Source organism: Streptomyces sp. NPDC008317 (assembly GCF_042955955.1).
GTDB lineage: Bacteria > Actinomycetota > Actinomycetes > Streptomycetales > Streptomycetaceae > Actinacidiphila.
The window spans coordinates 680,656-696,639 of sequence record NZ_JBIBFQ010000001.1; the positions used below are offsets into that span (position 1 = coordinate 680,656).

Here is a 15,984-nt window from a genome sequence, read left to right on the forward strand (position 1 = left end):
ACCTAGCGGGGTGTGGTGCTAGCCGGAGTCGCTAAGCGGCGGCGCTGTCGCCGTCACGCTGCGCTATGGCGGCGAGCACGTCGGCGCGCCGAACCCCACGCCGATTCGCGCCCTTGCCGTCCTCCGTCGTGCCCCACACCTGCACGGTGCGGATGCCGTACGGCTTTACGGCGGAGGCCAGTTGCTCAGGGCTCCACTCGCCGTAGACGTCGGGCCGGAGTTCGGCGAGGCGGGCGATGATGTCCTCGCTCCAGGTCTTTGACGTCCCGGCCGGGATGGCGGTGAGCAGATCGGCGAGAAGGTCGTACGAGGGGGAAGCTCCGCCCTCGGGTTCCTCGCCGAGGGCGTGCCCGGTGAGGCGACCCGCTGCCTTGCGCAGCTCGTACAGGCGCAGCGCGAGCGCGTCAGCCGTGGGCGCGTCGAGATAGACGGAGCGCACGATCCGTGCGTCCGAGCCCTCGCCGACGAACCACGCGATGCCCTTGTCGGCCCAGGCCAGCAGATTCGCGCGGATGCCGCGCTTGTACGAGCCAGTGCCGAGGACCATGTCGTTCTCGATCTGACCCATGACCTTCAGGCACCAACGCAGCGTGGCATTCGCTGAGATGCCGGTCGGCAGTGACTTGGAGTCGGGCCGCTGTGTGGCGAGCAGCAACGTCATCCCGAGTGCGGGGCCGCGCTTGACGAGGTCGGTGCAGTGCTCCTCGAACTCAGCGCCATACGTGGGGTGTTCGAACCACTTCTGGCACTCGTCCACGCCGATGAGGATGGGGTGCAGGCCGAGCTTCCTCATGTCCGCCAGCGTGGACGTGACCTTGGACTCGGGACAGAGATCCTTGGGCAGTTCGCGAAGGACCTTCGCCCGTCGCCTCAACTCGGCGCGCAGCTCGCGGAGATCGGCGAGGGCGTAGGCGATGTCCTCGTCCTCCTCGCCCGCCCGGTAGCGGTGGGCGACGCGGCCGACCGTCGACAGGTCGCCCGTCCCCTTGAGGTCGTACGCGTGGATCTCCGCGCGCAGGTCCATGCACGCGATCAGGAGCAAGAGCCGTAGTAGGAAGGTCTTGCCCATCCTGGGCACGGCGCCGACGATCCCGGAGACGTACATCAACGACGTCAGCACCCACCGCCCGCGCTGATCGGTAGCGAACGGCTGCGCTTTGAAGAGGTCGAGCGGTTTGACGTCCAGAAGCGGCCACTTCGGTTGCCTCGTCTGCGACATGTCCTGATCGCCGACCCACAGCCGCAACCGCCCGGTGTGCTCGTCCGGCACCGCCTCCGGCCATACGCAGCCGAGCGGACGCCGCAGTCCGGACGCCAGCCGTTCGCGGCGGTCGATCACGTCCGTGACGGTGACGCCGTACGGGAGGTCGCCCTCGGCGAGCCAGCCGGGGCCGTCGCGGGTGATGGGCGCGGTGAAGGCGAAACCGGGACCGCCCTTGGCCTGAGCCTGGTTGATCGCGGGGATGCCGAGCGCTCCGAGGGCCCGCAGCACGATGTCACTCGTCAGCTTCGTGGCCTTGGGGATCTCCACAGCCCTGTGGATAACCGGATCATCTGCCGGTTGGCCGAGCCGTCCCAGAGCCGCGGTGGCCACCACACCTGACATCGCGACCAGCCAGCCCGGCGCCAGGACGTACGACCCGAGGGCGACGACCGGCCCGACGACCGAGGAGACGATGCCGACAACCGCACGCCACCGCACTCGCCGGTCACGCTGCCGCGAGAGCTTCAGGTACTCCTCGATGTCGCCGCGCGTGGCCGCTGCCTGCCGCAGCGGCTCGCCCTCGGCGTCGACCAGCCACCGCAGCGATCCGCCGACGAAACGGGCAGCACCGCGTGGCGCCCGAAGCGTAAGCCGCAGCACGTACCAGGGCGCTCGCACCACGTGATACGCACTGACGTGTCCGGCGTACACGGCGACGCCGTGCGCCGCCGACTCGAACTCACGTCGCGACCGCGCCCACGCCGGGACGACCGGCCGTCGCTTGGCGCCGCGTACGCGATCGATCAGCCCAGGGCCAGTCGGGCTGCGGGGCTTGTCGACTTCGATCGACCCGTCAGGGTCTGCCGTCTCTTCCGGGGCGAGCGCTAACGGCGCCCGCCCCGGGTCTTGCCTGTCGTGGTTCACTGGCGATTCCTTTCCTGGTTGGGAGGGAATGTCGGGGCCTGGCCCTACCCGCCAAAGCAGCGGCCGGGCCCCGGTGTTGAGAAGTGAGCGGCGAGCCGTCAAGGCTGCTTCGCCGTACGCGCTGATCCGGCCGGTCCGTTCACTGGACGGGGACCGCGTTCTGCGTCGAGCCGTACGAACACGCCGTGTACGTAGCTCGGCGCGCGTGTCGCCCGCCGCGCCGTTTCGCGGACGCTGAGACCGTCGGCCCAACCGCGCTCGATGGCCGCCATGGCCTCGGCGGTACCGAGCTTGGCGGGCGTGCGTTCAGGTGATCGGCCGCCGTCGTCCGGGTCATCCATCGGCGGAAGGTCGGTGAACAGCGTGCGCGGGTAACGGCGGATGTTCGCGGTGGCCCGTGCCATCTCGTCGCGTGTGTGCGCGGCGAGGGCGAACGCGGTGGGGTCCGGTGAACGTTCATCCCACGGCGACATCAATTCAACGGTCGCCAGCGCGGTTGCGTTCCGCCGCGCGGCGAGTTGGTCGAGCAGTACGCGGCGCTGCTCGCGGTCGTTGCCGACCGAGGACTTGGCGACCGCGACGGAAAGGCGCCGCGCGATCCCGCGCCCGCGCCGCTTCCCACGGTCGGTGGGACTCATCTCGGCGAGGCGGGACGCGAGAGCGACCGCTCGTACGGTGGCCCGGTCGCGGGTGATCTGCGCCGCGTCCCGCTGCCGCTCGGCGATGCCGAGGCGAGAGAGGAGTCGTTCACGCAACTCCCTTGCGACCAGGGCGCCGAAGCCGTTGGACGATGCCTCGGGCTTGTGGTGCCGTAGCTCGATTCCCATGGCGAGGTGCCACAGCATCGCGGCCATCACCGGACCGACGAAGGCGCGTACGGTTCCGCCGACCAGGCCGGACTCGGCGTACGCCGGGATGATCTGCACCCCGGTGATGACCCACACCAGGACTCCGGGGACGCCCGGCGCCGCGTTAGGCCCGTTGAGGTTCTGCCGGGCCATCAACGCGGTTGCGAACAGGGCGAGTTCAGCGGCGCCGAACATCGCGGCGCGCTCGACCGTACCCGCCATGTCGAGGTAGTCGGCGGCGAAGCGCCAGGACGTATCCGCGCTGTAGGCGGTGCAGCCGATCGCCGCGAGGGCGGCGACCCGGACGGCGGGAGTACCCCGGCTGCGTTTTTGTCCGATGAGCCAGACGAGGGCGACGGCGACCAGGGCGACGGAGACGTACGCCGCGTCGAGCGTGCTGGCAACGGGTCGAGGCGGGGCCGCGATCACGCCGCCTCCCCCGCCCGACTCGGCCGCATGGTGTGGCGACTGCTCCTCAGCAGCGCGACGCCGCCGAGCCACAGTGCGCAGAGCGCGTCTTCCCTGGTGATGTGGTCGGACGCGCCCTCTTCCAGCAGCTCCGCGAGCACTTCGCGGGCCGCCTCCACACGGGCGGCGCGTTGTTCGTCCGACTCGTCCGGGGGACCGAGGAACAGTTCCCGGAAGTGGTCAGGGGCGTCCGCTAACTCACATTCGTCGTCGACGACGTCGCAGCGGCCTCCATACGTACACATGGCTCTCTCCTGAGGCTGAGGGGTGGGAGAGCCGACGGCGGTGTCTGCGATCTGACGACGGCTGTTGCTGCCACCGGCTCTGGGAGCGAGTGGTCATGACCTCCGGCACCGCAGCTCAGGGCCGCCGTGCCGGGATCAAAAGCACTCGTTCGTTCAGGCGCCCTATGGAGTTCTCAAGGGACCGGCGCTGCCTTCGGACCCGTGTCACGAGGTCCTCCGGGCGTCCTTCTCACGTCTCTCCTGAAGAGAACCTGTCCTCAAGTCCTCTTTAGGAGTGGAAACGACTATGAGGCATGGGTCACTCACTCGTCAAGACCTCTTGATGACTTGTATCCTGGGGCTGCTAACGGATCAGGACGGTGAGGCCCCATGGCCAAGGCATACGAGCGGATCGCTGACGATCTCCGCCAGCTCATCCGTGCAGGTGAACTGCATCCTGGTGACCAACTGCCCTCCGAGACCAAGCTCGTTGAGCAGTACGGGAAGAGCCTTCCGACCCTCCGGCAAGCGCTCAGCCTGCTTCAGGCCGAGGGCCTGATCGAGAAGGTGCACGGCCGCGGCAACTTCGTCCGCCGCCCCCGGACCCTCGTCCAGCGCACCAATGGCCGTCACCAGTGGGAGAAAGACCGCGCTCGCGAGCCCGAGCCCCAGCGGGCCCAGACTGGTTCGACCGAGCGCGACACCGGTCTCGAACTGAACGACCTCGTCTTCTACGCCGCGTACCGCGAGATCAAGGCGGAGGAGGAGATCGCCGAGGCGTTCGGTGTCCCGGTCGGGACCGCGCTTCTGGAGCGGACCTACCGCACTCGGTATCGGGCGGAGAGCGCGCCGTTCAATCTCGTACGGTCCTACCTCGTCCGGGACGTGGTCGCGGAGAACCCTGATCTCCTGGACGAGACCAAGGAGCCCTGGCCAGGGGGCACGCAGAGCCAGCTCTTCACCGTGGGGATCGAGCTGGGCCGGATCGAGGAGCGCATCACCGCCCGCCCGCCGACCGCTGAGGAAGCGGAGGAGCTGGGGCTGCCACCGGGGACTTCCGTCCTCGTCCTCCGCAAGACCTCGTACGACATCGAGGGCCGCCCGGTCGACATCTCCGACGTCACGTTGCCCGGTGACCGCACGGAACTGCTCTTCACCACCGACCTGGAAAGGTGGTGAACGCCGTGACCCGGCGCACCATCGACGTCATCACCGCCGTCCACGAACCGGCCGCGCCGTATCTCGCGGACGCGTACAAGTCGCTGGTCAGCCAGGAACTTCCGGACGGCTGGGACTGGCACTGGATCATCCAGGAGGACGGTAAGGGCGACGCGGTCGCCCCGTTCGTACCTGACGATCCGCGTGTGACTTTCGGCCAGGGGCGCCCTGGCGGCCCCGGCGTCGCGCGCATGATGGCGATGGCCCACGCGGGCGGCGACTACGTCAAAGTCCTCGACGCCGATGACCAGTTGACGCCGGGCGCCCTGGCCCGCGACCTGGCCCTCCTGGAAGCCGACCCCACCCTCGGCTGGACCACCTCCCGCGTCCTGGACCTCCTCCCTGACGGCTCCACCGCGGGCTTCGACCAGGACCCTGACGGCGGCCCCGTCGAACGCGGCGCCGTCTTCGACCACTGGAAAGCCCACAACTTCCGCGCCCAGGTCCACCCCGCAACCCTCTTCGTCCGCCGCGACCTCCTCCTGGCCCTGGGCGGCTGGATGGCCCTCCCCGCCTCGGAAGACACCGGCCTCCTCCTGGCCCTGAACGTCGTGAGCCGCGGCTACTTCACCCGTGAATACGGCCTGCTCTACCGCAAGTGGGAAGGCCAAGCCACGGCCCAGCCCACCCATACGGACGAGGCAGAACGCGAAGCCCGCATGGCGGTCGTCGCGGCGCGGGTGCGAGCAGTCGAGGGCTATGAGTGGCGCTATCCACGCTAATCGCGTCGTGCAGAGCCTCCTGATCAGTATCAGTTGAATCTCTTGCGTCGGATACTGCCTTACCGCAGCTATCACAATGGGTTGATCAGCCGCAGAGCGTGATCGGGCAGTTGGCGAGTTAAAGAACGCATCCGTGGATGTCGGCTTGTCGTTCCGGGCGCATGCGGAGCGAAGCCATGGAGCCAGGCGAAGGACTACTCGACGACCCACCCGTACGCGCTCAGTCCGGCACCCCGTCGGGTGATGGTCGGCACTGTAGGCGGGCGAGAACGTGGTCGCGGCAAGGGGCGGGGCTGCAGGCGCGGTTACAGGAGTCCGGTTTGTACCTGTGGCCCGTGCCGACTGCTGACGGTCGGAGCTGCCGTCGTTGACGATCTTGCCGACATTCTCAGCCAGCCCGCAGTCTGGATCACATGAAACCAGGACATCACGGTATCCCGCGCGTAGACTGGTGACAATCTGCTTGAGGGGGAGTTTCCATGAAACCGATGTCTAAAGAGGAACTATGCGAGAAGTACCCTGACGTGCAGTTCCAAGCCAAGCTATTTCGACTTACCTCAATGAGTGAGATAATAGCAGCATGTTTGATAGCAAACAACTTCCGGCCATCGAAAGATTTCTACGATGCCATAAAACTGACGCCTTATGGGGATGAAAAGGTTCAGCAGCTAATCCGGAAGAAGATTCCTTATCAGGAAGCACGTTTGTACTGCTTTCTAGAGTTTTCCTGGGTAGATCTTCTCGTAGACGTAAGCGCTACGGATGACACCGCGCTCCAGTCTGCAATCGGTGAGCAGATTAGAAAGAAAGATATATTCTTTCCCTTCACGTTCGGGCGGGAGCTCTACGACCGAGCATTTCGCATGATCGATTTGAATGATGAGACCGCAACTTTGACGCTACCTCAAACCCTTGATTTCCTTGACGCCACGCCTCAAGGTGTTTTCCAAGTTCACGACATGGTCACAGGTCCGTTTGGTCTGCTCACTAGCCAACAAAAGCGTTTCTTCTCGCCGGAACGCCACCCTGGGCTGATGCATTGCAGCGACGTGAATTGTTCCACCATCCACCAAGTCCATCTGAGCACGTCTCAACTTGCTTTGATTAACAAGCATCGCCCTGAGATGGTCCGCCTCATGAAAAAGGAGAGCGAAACTCCGAGTGCGTGGGGGTCATTCCTCAGCGATTTGTTCAGTAAGGAGATGAAATCTGCCCGCGATGACATCGGTGACGGACTTATTCCTTTGATCGGGGATGCATTGACCGACGACGAACTCAGGCGCTCAACTGCATGGCTACTCGATAACACGAAAGGACGCCTGCGAAGCGTAACTGATTCGCTCTCGCTACGAGGGAGAGCGGAAGATATAACGAAAGACCTAAGTCGGGCGGAAATGATGCAACTTTGCCTATCTCTTGATGACAGAGACATCGTTAATTGCCTCGATACCCTCGTCTTCTCCAAAGAAATAAAGATTCCTACAGGAGAATATCGAGTTCCTATTGTTAACGTGAGAGCATTCGGAAAGTTTCACATGATGGCAGAAATTGGGCCGTACGGCGTCCATCTTTTGTCGCACACAATGAACTTGGCTCCGCTTCGCCTCCGTCGTCTCATCGAGAGCATGTATCGACTCGAAACCGAGTCGGACAGAGAAGAACTAGAATGGCAACTGCGCGAAGAAGAAGCCGAATCTCTCGAAGCAAAACTTGATATTTATCTACAGAAGCGCTCCCCTGAGCGTGTGCTTACGTCCCTAGTGCTTGCGAGGAAGAGCAATGCGATCACGGCCTGCGAAGTGCTCGGGTTGCGAGATGGTGCTTCAGATGATCCTGATTTTATTTCATTGATTTTGTGGAAGCTAGGATTTGCCTCTCAGCTCGACTCTGATCCACACGCGAAATTCTGGCGCCTGCACGACGAAATGGAAAAGATGGTGCGGAGCGTGCCCGGAAGCCCTCTAGGGCCTACCTATGACGACTTCCGCGGAACCGCAGCTAACTATTTTGTCGAGTTGGAATCGATATTGGATGACAGTCTGTGCTTCACCAGTTGGGCGCTAACGAACGACCATGTCATAAGCCAGAAGCCTTTCGTTTACCAGGTCGATCATGAGATTAATAATAGTCACAACTGGCTCCAAGGAGCAGCGGAACGGTCATCCGATAACATCTTGGAATACGGGGAAAATGTCTCCCTCTACGGTCTATGTCGTGGCTTTCAAGTTCTGGGTGGAGAACTGATTCACATCGCGAGTGAGAGGGAAAATTATAGGCGTTCAGTTGATCAAATACCCGAGTGGGCGCAGCAGCAAGATCTTCAGAAGTTTCCGTTTCTTCACACTGTCCCGTATCTTGATCTCACAGACGAGGCGCGCACCAATATTGCCAGCTCTCTGCACTATGTGAGCAAGATCCTAGTGAATGAAGAGGTGTACCTTGCGCGCAATGACTGGCTTCATGGACGCAGAAACGAAACGCCTGTTGAGAAGATGCGAACAAGCCTTCAGGTCATAAAGACCGCCATCCAGATGATAGAGGACTCCGGATTTGCCCGTATACCCTACGCTATATCGAAACAGTCTAGCGATGGTCATGGGCGTAGCACTACGATCATGACAAGCACTAGAGGCTTTCAGTTCAGCATTTACAATCCGAACCAATATGAATGGCTAAAGCTACCCGGTGTGGGAGATGCAAACCATGTGATGAACGCGGCGGTATTTTCGGCTCCTAATCACGTATTGCGATTCCAATCGGAAACTTCTTCGCCTTACACTCGAATGTGGGCCGACTATCCGAAGCGAAAGCCGCGGTCCCAAAGGGCCATCAAGGCCATCGATAAATTGGAAGTAGCGGAAGAGTAGCGTATTCGCTCCTGTGCAGCTTCGAGTTGGGGCCGTTCGCGGGCGCGGTAAGCGCGCTCGGAGCTTTATGCCCTTCAATGTGCCAGTGCCTATTCTCCTGAGAGTTTTTAAACCGCTGTGGTCACAAACTGGCGGTCGACCTCGCCGATACTACTCAAACGCATGCAGGCAAAGGGCATACCGTCAGCGTCGCCGTCGGTCACCGTGAAATTAGGCCCTCGATCCAAACTTTGGGGCACCGTCGAACACCGTCTATGTGTGAGCGTTAGCTATTAACGGGGACTTCGTAGACGATTTCGCAGAGTGCCGCGGGCACCACGATGTCCGCCGTCTCTACCGGGTGGCCATCGTCGCTGTAGTACGTGCGCCTGATGTGGGTGACCAGTGAGCCGCGCTGGATGCCGAGAAGTGTGGCCTCCTCTGTCGTGGCGACGCGGGGTTCGGGGCGCTCGACGGCGTGGCTGACCGTGATGCCGATTTCTGCCATGCGGGTCACGACTCCGGCGCCGGCGTGCGGGCCGCCCTCCGGGAGCACGACCAGCGTGCCGGCCGTCAGGGCGTAGGGCTCCCAACTGGTCGAGAGCTGGACGGGTTTGCTGTCCGCCAGGAACTCGTAGGCGGTGCGCACGGCCAAGTCCCCCTCGGCGATGCCGAGGCGGGCGGCGATGTCAGCCGGTACCGGCACCTTGGCCTCGGTCCGGCTCTCCCAGGTCCCGCGCTTGCCGAGCGCGGACATGTCCGCGCGGAACGGCGATCCGCCAGCCTGCTCGCGGTAGGTCGCGCGCACGATGCGGACGCGTTCGCGCGGCGCGGCCACGTACGTCCCTGATCCCGCTCGCCCTTCGAGGATGCCGCGCGAGATCAGCAGCTCCTGAGCGCGCCGGATGACGTTCTCGCCGACGCCGTGCTCCTGGGCCAGCTCGCCGCGGGACGGCAGGCGGTCCCCGGGTGTCCACTCCTGGCTTTCGATGCGCTCGCGGAGCACGTCGGCGATGCGGAGATAGGGCGGCTGCTCAGGCATGTGGACAATCTAGTCCACTAGCTCTAATCTAGTTAACTAGCTTCACTGAGAGTGCTTCCGAGGTGACGGAGATGCGTTGTGCCCGAACCCGAAGCCCGCACCGAAGACATCCGCGCGGGCCTCGCCGCCGTAGGACTCACCCCGGCCGTGAAGGAGTACCGGGACCACACGCGGATTGAGGCGGCACTGCCCGCCGCGTTCCCCACCGAAGCGTGGGGCGAGGTGCTGGCACTGCTCGCCACGGCGGACTGGTTCGGCCTCGCCGACAGCGGCGCACGCGGCCGTTCGTTATGGGCCGCCGTCACCAAGAACACCCCCACGTCTCCCGACGCCACCTGACGCCGAGGGACACCACCATCAGCCGTAGGAGCTGACTAGCGTGTTCAACCACATTCGCCGCGTTGCTACTTGGATAGCGCGACAGTTCGCCTCCGCTCCGGGACGTCACCGACAACGCCCGTCCGTGCAGGGCCCGTTCGCGACGCACGTGAGCCCGCAGACATGGCCTGTCTTACGTCGCCCGCAGCGCTCACAAGCCGCTGTGATCTGGCTCGCCGACGACACCCCGCTCGTCCGCCCGTACGTCCTGAGCCCTGAGGAACGGGCCTGGCGACGCAACCCAGCGCTGGCCGGGGAGGTGCTTGCCTCCCCATGACTTCCCGCCATCAGCATGTCGCCGACGACCTCCGCCGCCTCATCACTTCGGGGGCGCTCGCGGTCGGCGAGCGGCTGGCGCCGGAGACCCGGCTCGCCGCCCGCTATCACGTCAGTACGCCGACTCTCCGTGATGCCCTAGAACTGCTCCGCACGGAGGGGTTGATCGAGAAGTTCCAGGGGCGCGGCAACTTCGTCCGCCGACCGCCCCAACGCCTCACCTACCCGGGTGTGGCCGTCGATGGCGATGACGGTCTCCAAGTGATCGTCAGCTCAGCGGACATCACCGCGACCGGAGACCTGGCCGCCCGGCTCCGCACACCGCCGGACGCGCCGATCACCCAATACGTCTGCCTGAGCCATCGCGACGACTCCCCGCAGGGGCTCGCGCACCTCTACATTCCCCACGCCGTCACCCGTGCGACCAGCGATGTCAGGAACCCCCCTGTCAGCGCGTCTCCTTGGGCTGACGACATCGTCCGCAGCCTCACCACTGCGACGGGCGAGCCCGTGGCGAACAGCACCGACCTGGTCACCGCCCGATTCCCCACGGGGGCGGAAGCACAGTCGCTGCGGATCGCCACCCGTACACCCGTCCTCTCGATCGAGCGCACCATCACCGCCGACGACGGCCAGGTGTTGGCGTACGTCCTTCTCGTACTCCCCGGCGATCGTGCGGAGGTCGCCTTCGTCACTCCGATCGACAAGAAGACCGACAAGAAGATCGACAAGAAAGCGGAGACGCGATGAGCGCACTGCCCTGTCCCGAGAGCGCCACGCTGGTCTGGGTGCGTCGGTGGTCTCGCAGCCCCCGGCGCGTCCAACAGGCGCGGCGCGAACTGCGAGATGTGCTGAATGCCTGGGGGCTGGGCGAGTTGGCTGAATCAGCCGAACTCGTCCTGTCCGAACTCCTCACCAACGCGGTTTGCCACGCGCGCCCTCCGTACGGTCGTGAGATCGAGACGCGATGCGAGCGCGAGGGTGGCGGAGTGCGGATCGAGGTGCATGACGCCAGCGAGAAGCGGCCGGTGCTGCGGAAGGTACCGACGGACGCGGAGGAAGGGCGTGGCCTGGCACTGGTCGACGCGATCACGGGCGCGCAGTGGGGAGTGAGCAAGCGCGAAGGAGTCGGCAAGCTCGTGTGGGCGGTTGTCAGTGTCGACGGCAACGCCGAGTAGAGGGGGTCACGCCGTGAGTAGTAGCAACGCAGCGGATTCCCGTACGCGTGATGGGTCGGTGCCCGCGCTCGGGCCGGAGAAGAGGCCGGGCGAGGCCGCCGAAACGGGAGGCCGTACCTGGCGCATCACCACCACCTGTGGCTGCACCGCCTCGGGCTACTTGCCCGACTGGGCCGAGGCCGACCCGAGCGAGACGGGTGTACTCCTTGAGGAACTACCCACGCTGCTCGCCGACATGAACCACTGGGCTCGCTTCCTCGGCCAGCGTCTACCGGTCGCCTGCGATGGCGAAGAGGGGCAGGAGACTGAGGTCTTCCGGACGAGTATCGATTGCAACCCGTACGTCGGCGGCCCGCTGCCGAGGATGCCAGTGGTCAACATCAAGATCGTCGGCAACTACTGGATGCACGCCCTCTCCCCGCCCGCTCTTGCCGAGGTCGCAGCCAAGTTACGGGCTCACGCGGCGCTGTTGGACGACGAGGTACGGCCACGGCTCGTCGCCGCCCGCGAGGACTGGCTCGGCCGTCACGCGACATGATCCCGCAACCTGACGGGCACAGGTCCGGTGCTCCAATTCCCGGAGCGCCGGGCCTTGTTGGCGCTACGGCAGCGTCTCGGCGTCCATCTTGGAGAAAATAAGGTCGCTCTCGTCCGTGACGGGCCCCCGCCAGCGGACGGGTACGGCCGACGGGCCGCGTAGTGCGGACGGATACGTCGCTGCGGCGTATTCGTTGGCGAGCCGGTAGACGTGGAAGCCGTGCTCGCGCATTGAGTCCAGCAACTCCTCTACGGAGTCGCCGAGTTGGGTCATGCGCTCCGGGGTCACCTCGACCGTGATCTCCGCGTCCGGCCGGAGCTGGTCGAGCAGCGGCACCATGCCGCGTACGACGCTGCCCTCCGCGCCCTCGACGTCGATCTTGATGACGCGCGCCTTGGTGATCTCCTCCGCCTCAAGCACCTCGGGCAGCGGGAACGCCTCGATGTCGAACGTCGACTCCGCCGGACCGTCCCACGGCACGATGCTGTTCGCGCCCATGTTGGCGGAGCTGGCCAGTATGAAGGTGAGCGTCTGCTGCTTGTCGGAGACGGCGGTGTGGACGGCGCGGATGTTGGTGAGGTCGTTGAGCCGGGCGTTCTGCTCCAACCGGTCGTTGAAGGCCTGAGACGCTTCGATCGCCACGACCCGCCCCTCGGTGCCGACGAGTTGCGCGGCGAGCACGCTGAAGTACCCCACATTGGCGCCGACATCGACGTACGTGTCCCCGGGCCGGAGCCGCCGCTGGAGCCACTGCGTCATCCGCGGCTCCCATACCCCGAACAGGTAGAGATATCGCTGGATGAGGTCTTGGGTATCGACAGCGAAACGGGCTCCGGTCGTGGATTCGATGACGCGCCGCCGCGGCTCGTCCCGTAGCCGCGGATTGAGGTAGCGACCCGCCAGCGGCGCCTTTCCGAAGGTCCCGGGCGCGTTGCGTACGTACCAGCGCCCGAGGGTGACCAGCGTCTCTGACGTGGGGTTGCTCATCGGATCACCTCTCCACAGGGGCCAACGGGAACCGTAGCACTGCGGGTCGGCCCACTCTCAGAGCTTCGCCGTGGGAGGTGCGGTCTCAGGCGTCGGCGGCCTTACGGTCTCGGTCGAACGGCAGGTCCAGCATCCGGATGGCGTTGCCGCGCAGCAGTTTGTATGTGACCTCGTCGGACAGCCCCGCCATGTGGTCGGCGGCGACCTGCTTGGTGTCGGGCCAGGTGGAGTCGACGTGGGGGTAGTCGGTCTCGAAGGTCGCGTTGTCCTCACCGATGGTGTCCAGGGACGCGACGCCGTGCTTGTCGCGGAAGAAGCAGCAGTAGATCTGCCTGCGGTAGTACGTGGACGGCGGCTCGGGTATCAGGTCCTTGACCCCGCCCCAGGCCCGGTGCTCGCGCCACACGTCGTCGGCCCGCTCCAGCGCGTAGGGCACCCACCCCATCTGGCCCTCGCTGTACGCCAGGGTCAGGCGCGGGAACTTCACCAGCACCCCGGAGAACAGGAAGTCCATCATCGACGCCATCGCGTTGTTGAAGCTCAGACTCGCCTGCACCGCCGGAGGCGCGTCGGGGGACGCGGCGGGCATCTGCGACGACGACCCGATGTGCATGTTCACCACCGTGCCGGTCTCCTCGCAGGCAGCGAAGAACGGGTCCCAGTAGCCGGAGTGGATCGACGGCAGCCCCAGGTAGGTGGGGATCTCGCTGAAGGTGACGGCGCGCACCCCCCGGGCAGCGTTTCGCTTGATCTCCGCCACCGCGAGGTCGACGTCCCACAAGGGGATCAGGCACAGCGGGATCAGCCGCCCGCCGCTGTCACCGCACCACTCCTCCACCATCCAGTCGTTGTAGGCCCGCACACACGCCAGGGCCACCTCCTTGTCGTGCGCCTCCGCGAACGTCTGTCCACAAAACCGGGGGAAGGTGGGGAAGCAGAGGGATGCCTCGACGTGATTGAGGTCCATGTCCTTCAGCCGCTCGACCGGGTCCCAGCACCCGCGCCGCATCTGCTCTCTGGTGATCCCGTCGAGCGTCATCTCGTCCCGCGAGAACCCCACCGCCGCGATGATCCGCTTGTACGGGAAGAACTCGCCCTCGTACTGCCACCAGTCGGTGAGCTGACCCTCGGGATCGGTGGTGAACCGGTACTTCCCGCCGATGTAGGCCAGTTCACCGATCCCCGCCGTCAGCGGCTGCGGTCCCCGCTCGCGGAACTTCTCCGGCAGCCAGGTCGAGAAGAGATGCGCGGGCTCGATCACGTGATCGTCCACGCTGATGATCCTGGGCAGTTCCATCGGCTACTCCCTCACGCACCCGGCCGGACTCACTGATCTGACGGATCGTCAGATTGAGAGTATGGGCTCCTCTCTCAAGCGGCAAGCCTGGTGCGCCCGGACGCCATCGTGTGAGGGGCAGGGGCTTCGGGGGTCATCGTTTGACGCGTCCGCGGATCGCGAGGACTGCAAGGCCAAGCAGGACAGGTTCTGCGATCCGGGATGCCATTTCGGTGTAGGTGCCAAAAGTCGTGAGGTCGTCACTGGAAGATCGGAATATCACGGAGTTCACAACCACGCGCAGAGACTTCTCCCATCGATCACTAGTTAGTTGCGGTGGCCAGCCCTTGGGGTCGACTGGGTCGGGAGTGTCTGTAGTTAGCTTGATCCTGCCTTGGGACAATGTCCCGGTGAAATCAGGTTGCGGAGCAGACTGCGGTAGACCCCACCCCATCATCATGAAAATGGTCAGAACCATCGCGATCAGCAACCAACCTAGAGCCCGCGAGGCGCGCAACCCGTAACCGGACAAGGCCCAGTAAGCATTTATGAGCACACGTTCAGCTCTCGGCCGATCATTATCATGTCGCCGCATCTCCATTTCCCCGTAGTAGAAATCTGCGGCATCTGGCTCGTTCTTTCCATCTTCCAGAGCTTTGCGGAGGTGGCGATAGCTGGCGGCAATATGACGTGGGCCGTTGTTTATTACGTGTAAATCGGTAGGGTTTTGCCTCCATGGATTCCGAGCCCTAGGGGAGGAGGCGGCGTCGTGTCGCCAGTAGTGCTCCTCTGCAAGCATTCGGCGGGGAGTCCATCTAGTCGGAATCCCAATATTCCAAACTATCCCAGTGGGCGCCTCGGCGAACTTGTTGTCACCGTTGAAGTTGATCTGGTCAAGATGAAATGCCCCAGTAAACATGCACTGAGATAGATCTAGATCCGTAATAACAAGTTGTGCCGCATCTACGCCAGCTATAGAGAGTAGCTTGGGCTGACGAGGGGCCGGGTCACTACCGAAAGTCGTCATGGCCTCCGTCCGCTCGTCTCCTCTGAATGGCAGTAGGGAAGCAGAGACGGCCATTGGTTGATCCAGGACGGCATCCTCAAGATCCAGTAGTGCGTACCTGAGTCGCAGCGTCGCCGTGGACTCCCAGTGCGTTCGAATACATCGGACCTGGCTTGCCGATATCTTGATTGTTACCGGGGCCTGAAAAACAGCTCCGGCTAAATTTACTGAAGTTCTGCAATAAAGTGGCCCGAGTTGAGGCGTGTTCCCGAACTTTGATTTCGAGAAGTCTACGTTTTCGTGGAATCCGGTCGCGTGGAAAGAAGCTTCCCCGTCGAACGTTACATTGGAGAAGTCTGCTGGTCCGGAAAATGTCGCTGCGTCAAATCTAGCATTCTTGAGATGACGTCCTACCGCGACTAGCAGTTGAGACAGTAGAGTAGAATCGAATGCTGTTCCGCGATGATCTACATGAGAGCCAGGTGCGAGGCCACGAAAGTACGATGCGCGGTCCTCAGTCGATAGATGTGAGAGGCAGGTCTGTCGCATTACCTGCGCTCCGTAACACTCATATCTTTCGCACACGGCCCAATCTAGGGTAGTGAATGGTGCTAGTTCGCTAGTGGACCACATAAAACGCCCTCTTTTCTTCTATTCTGGTCGGCCGCTCGGATATTGTTCATTAGTCCTGAGGGTCGAACTGAGGGTACTGATCCCCTCGCTCGCGAGTAGGGGGATCGTACTTTTTGGGCTGGAAGGTGGCTATCGGGATTGTTCTGTGAGAGCGGAGCTGCAACACCTCAGTCCTTGGCGGCGCCCATTGGAACAGGTCACTTCATACACGGGGCA

14 protein-coding genes are annotated in these 15,984 nt (G+C 63.7%); 7 read left to right on the forward strand and 7 right to left on the reverse strand.

Translation table 11 applies throughout. The features are described from left to right. Positions 1-31: 31 nt before the first annotated feature. The 3 genes from ACFY9V_RS02830 to ACFY9V_RS02840 all read right to left on the reverse strand — a co-directional run bounded on the left by ACFY9V_RS02830 (position 32) and on the right by ACFY9V_RS02840 (position 3,689). Positions 32-2,128 carry a cell division protein FtsK gene (locus tag ACFY9V_RS02830; RefSeq protein WP_391158937.1) on the reverse strand — a complete coding sequence of 699 codons (2,097 nt, stop codon included), beginning with the start codon at positions 2,126-2,128 and terminating at the stop codon, positions 32-34. A gap of 98 nt (positions 2,129-2,226) precedes the next feature. After that, the gene (locus ACFY9V_RS02835) at positions 2,227-3,405 is read right to left on the reverse strand and encodes a hypothetical protein (RefSeq protein WP_391042145.1); all 1,179 of its coding nucleotides are present in this window, start codon (positions 3,403-3,405) and stop codon (positions 2,227-2,229) included. Continuing rightward, positions 3,402-3,689 carry a hypothetical protein gene (locus tag ACFY9V_RS02840; protein ID WP_391042146.1) on the reverse strand — a complete coding sequence of 96 codons (288 nt, stop codon included), beginning with the start codon at positions 3,687-3,689 and terminating at the stop codon, positions 3,402-3,404. Before ACFY9V_RS02840 ends, ACFY9V_RS02835 begins: the two co-directional genes overlap by 4 nt. Positions 3,690-4,058: 369 nt before the next feature. On the opposite strand from ACFY9V_RS02840, the gene ACFY9V_RS02845 reads away from it, so the two are divergent. From ACFY9V_RS02845 to ACFY9V_RS02855, 3 genes are all read left to right on the forward strand, one after another. Continuing rightward, on the forward strand, positions 4,059-4,847 hold the full coding sequence (locus ACFY9V_RS02845) for a GntR family transcriptional regulator (protein ID WP_355336579.1): 789 nt from the start codon (positions 4,059-4,061) through the stop codon (positions 4,845-4,847). Continuing rightward, positions 4,844-5,608 carry a glycosyltransferase gene (locus tag ACFY9V_RS02850; RefSeq protein ID WP_391158940.1) on the forward strand — a complete coding sequence of 255 codons (765 nt, stop codon included), beginning with the start codon at positions 4,844-4,846 and terminating at the stop codon, positions 5,606-5,608. The genes ACFY9V_RS02845 and ACFY9V_RS02850 overlap by 4 nt, the downstream gene beginning before the upstream one ends. A gap of 479 nt (positions 5,609-6,087) precedes the next feature. Then, entirely contained in the window at positions 6,088-8,475 is a 2,388-nt protein-coding gene (locus tag ACFY9V_RS02855; protein ID WP_391158942.1) for a hypothetical protein, read from the forward strand. A 265-nt stretch (positions 8,476-8,740) separates the two neighbouring features. On the opposite strand, the gene ACFY9V_RS02860 is transcribed toward ACFY9V_RS02855, so the two are convergent. After that, positions 8,741-9,496: a UTRA domain-containing protein gene (locus ACFY9V_RS02860; RefSeq protein ID WP_391158945.1), complete on the reverse strand. Its 756-nt coding sequence runs from the start codon at positions 9,494-9,496 to the stop codon at positions 8,741-8,743. 78 nt (positions 9,497-9,574) lie between these two features. Here ACFY9V_RS02860 and ACFY9V_RS02865 point away from each other — a divergent pair, with 78 nt between their 5' ends. From ACFY9V_RS02865 to ACFY9V_RS02880, 4 genes are all read left to right on the forward strand, one after another. Beyond that, the gene (locus tag ACFY9V_RS02865; RefSeq protein WP_391042154.1) at positions 9,575-9,835 is read left to right on the forward strand and encodes a hypothetical protein; all 261 of its coding nucleotides are present in this window, start codon (positions 9,575-9,577) and stop codon (positions 9,833-9,835) included. A 312-nt stretch (positions 9,836-10,147) separates the two neighbouring features. Further along, a complete protein-coding gene (locus tag ACFY9V_RS02870; RefSeq protein ID WP_391158948.1) occupies positions 10,148-10,900 on the forward strand; it encodes a GntR family transcriptional regulator in 753 nt (250 codons plus the stop codon). Continuing rightward, on the forward strand, positions 10,897-11,328 hold the full coding sequence (locus ACFY9V_RS02875; protein WP_355336573.1) for an ATP-binding protein: 432 nt from the start codon (positions 10,897-10,899) through the stop codon (positions 11,326-11,328). The genes ACFY9V_RS02870 and ACFY9V_RS02875 overlap by 4 nt, the downstream gene beginning before the upstream one ends. A gap of 13 nt (positions 11,329-11,341) precedes the next feature. Then, positions 11,342-11,866, forward strand: coding sequence for a DUF6907 domain-containing protein (locus ACFY9V_RS02880; protein WP_391158951.1), 525 nt, complete (start codon positions 11,342-11,344; stop codon positions 11,864-11,866). A gap of 63 nt (positions 11,867-11,929) precedes the next feature. Here the strand turns inward: ACFY9V_RS02880 and ACFY9V_RS02885 are convergent, their stop codons facing one another. The 3 genes from ACFY9V_RS02885 to ACFY9V_RS02895 all read right to left on the reverse strand — a co-directional run bounded on the left by ACFY9V_RS02885 (position 11,930) and on the right by ACFY9V_RS02895 (position 15,768). Then, on the reverse strand, positions 11,930-12,853 hold the full coding sequence (locus ACFY9V_RS02885) for an FkbM family methyltransferase (protein ID WP_391158953.1): 924 nt from the start codon (positions 12,851-12,853) through the stop codon (positions 11,930-11,932). A gap of 85 nt (positions 12,854-12,938) precedes the next feature. Beyond that, positions 12,939-14,150, reverse strand: coding sequence for an amidohydrolase family protein (locus ACFY9V_RS02890; RefSeq protein ID WP_391158955.1), 1,212 nt, complete (start codon positions 14,148-14,150; stop codon positions 12,939-12,941). 133 nt (positions 14,151-14,283) lie between these two features. After that, the gene (locus ACFY9V_RS02895; protein WP_391158956.1) at positions 14,284-15,768 is read right to left on the reverse strand and encodes a pentapeptide repeat-containing protein; all 1,485 of its coding nucleotides are present in this window, start codon (positions 15,766-15,768) and stop codon (positions 14,284-14,286) included. Between the last annotated feature and the right edge of the window lie 216 nt (positions 15,769-15,984).

Excerpts from the sequence above, each read along its gene's own strand:
- ACFY9V_RS02840 (WP_391042146.1), bottom strand. The coding sequence starts at position 3,689 with ATGTGTACGTATGGAGGCCGCTGCGACGTCGTCGACGACGAATGTGAG.
- ACFY9V_RS02845 (WP_355336579.1), top strand. The coding sequence starts at position 4,059 with ATGGCCAAGGCATACGAGCGGATCGCTGACGATCTCCGCCAGCTCATC.
- ACFY9V_RS02855 (WP_391158942.1), top strand. The coding sequence starts at position 6,088 with ATGAAACCGATGTCTAAAGAGGAACTATGCGAGAAGTACCCTGACGTG.
- ACFY9V_RS02860 (WP_391158945.1), bottom strand. The coding sequence starts at position 9,496 with ATGCCTGAGCAGCCGCCCTATCTCCGCATCGCCGACGTGCTCCGCGAG.
- ACFY9V_RS02870 (WP_391158948.1), top strand. The coding sequence starts at position 10,148 with ATGACTTCCCGCCATCAGCATGTCGCCGACGACCTCCGCCGCCTCATC.
- ACFY9V_RS02875 (WP_355336573.1), top strand. The coding sequence starts at position 10,897 with ATGAGCGCACTGCCCTGTCCCGAGAGCGCCACGCTGGTCTGGGTGCGT.
- ACFY9V_RS02885 (WP_391158953.1), bottom strand. The coding sequence starts at position 12,853 with ATGAGCAACCCCACGTCAGAGACGCTGGTCACCCTCGGGCGCTGGTAC.
- ACFY9V_RS02890 (WP_391158955.1), bottom strand. The coding sequence starts at position 14,150 with ATGGAACTGCCCAGGATCATCAGCGTGGACGATCACGTGATCGAGCCC.
- ACFY9V_RS02895 (WP_391158956.1), bottom strand. The coding sequence starts at position 15,768 with ATGTGGTCCACTAGCGAACTAGCACCATTCACTACCCTAGATTGGGCC.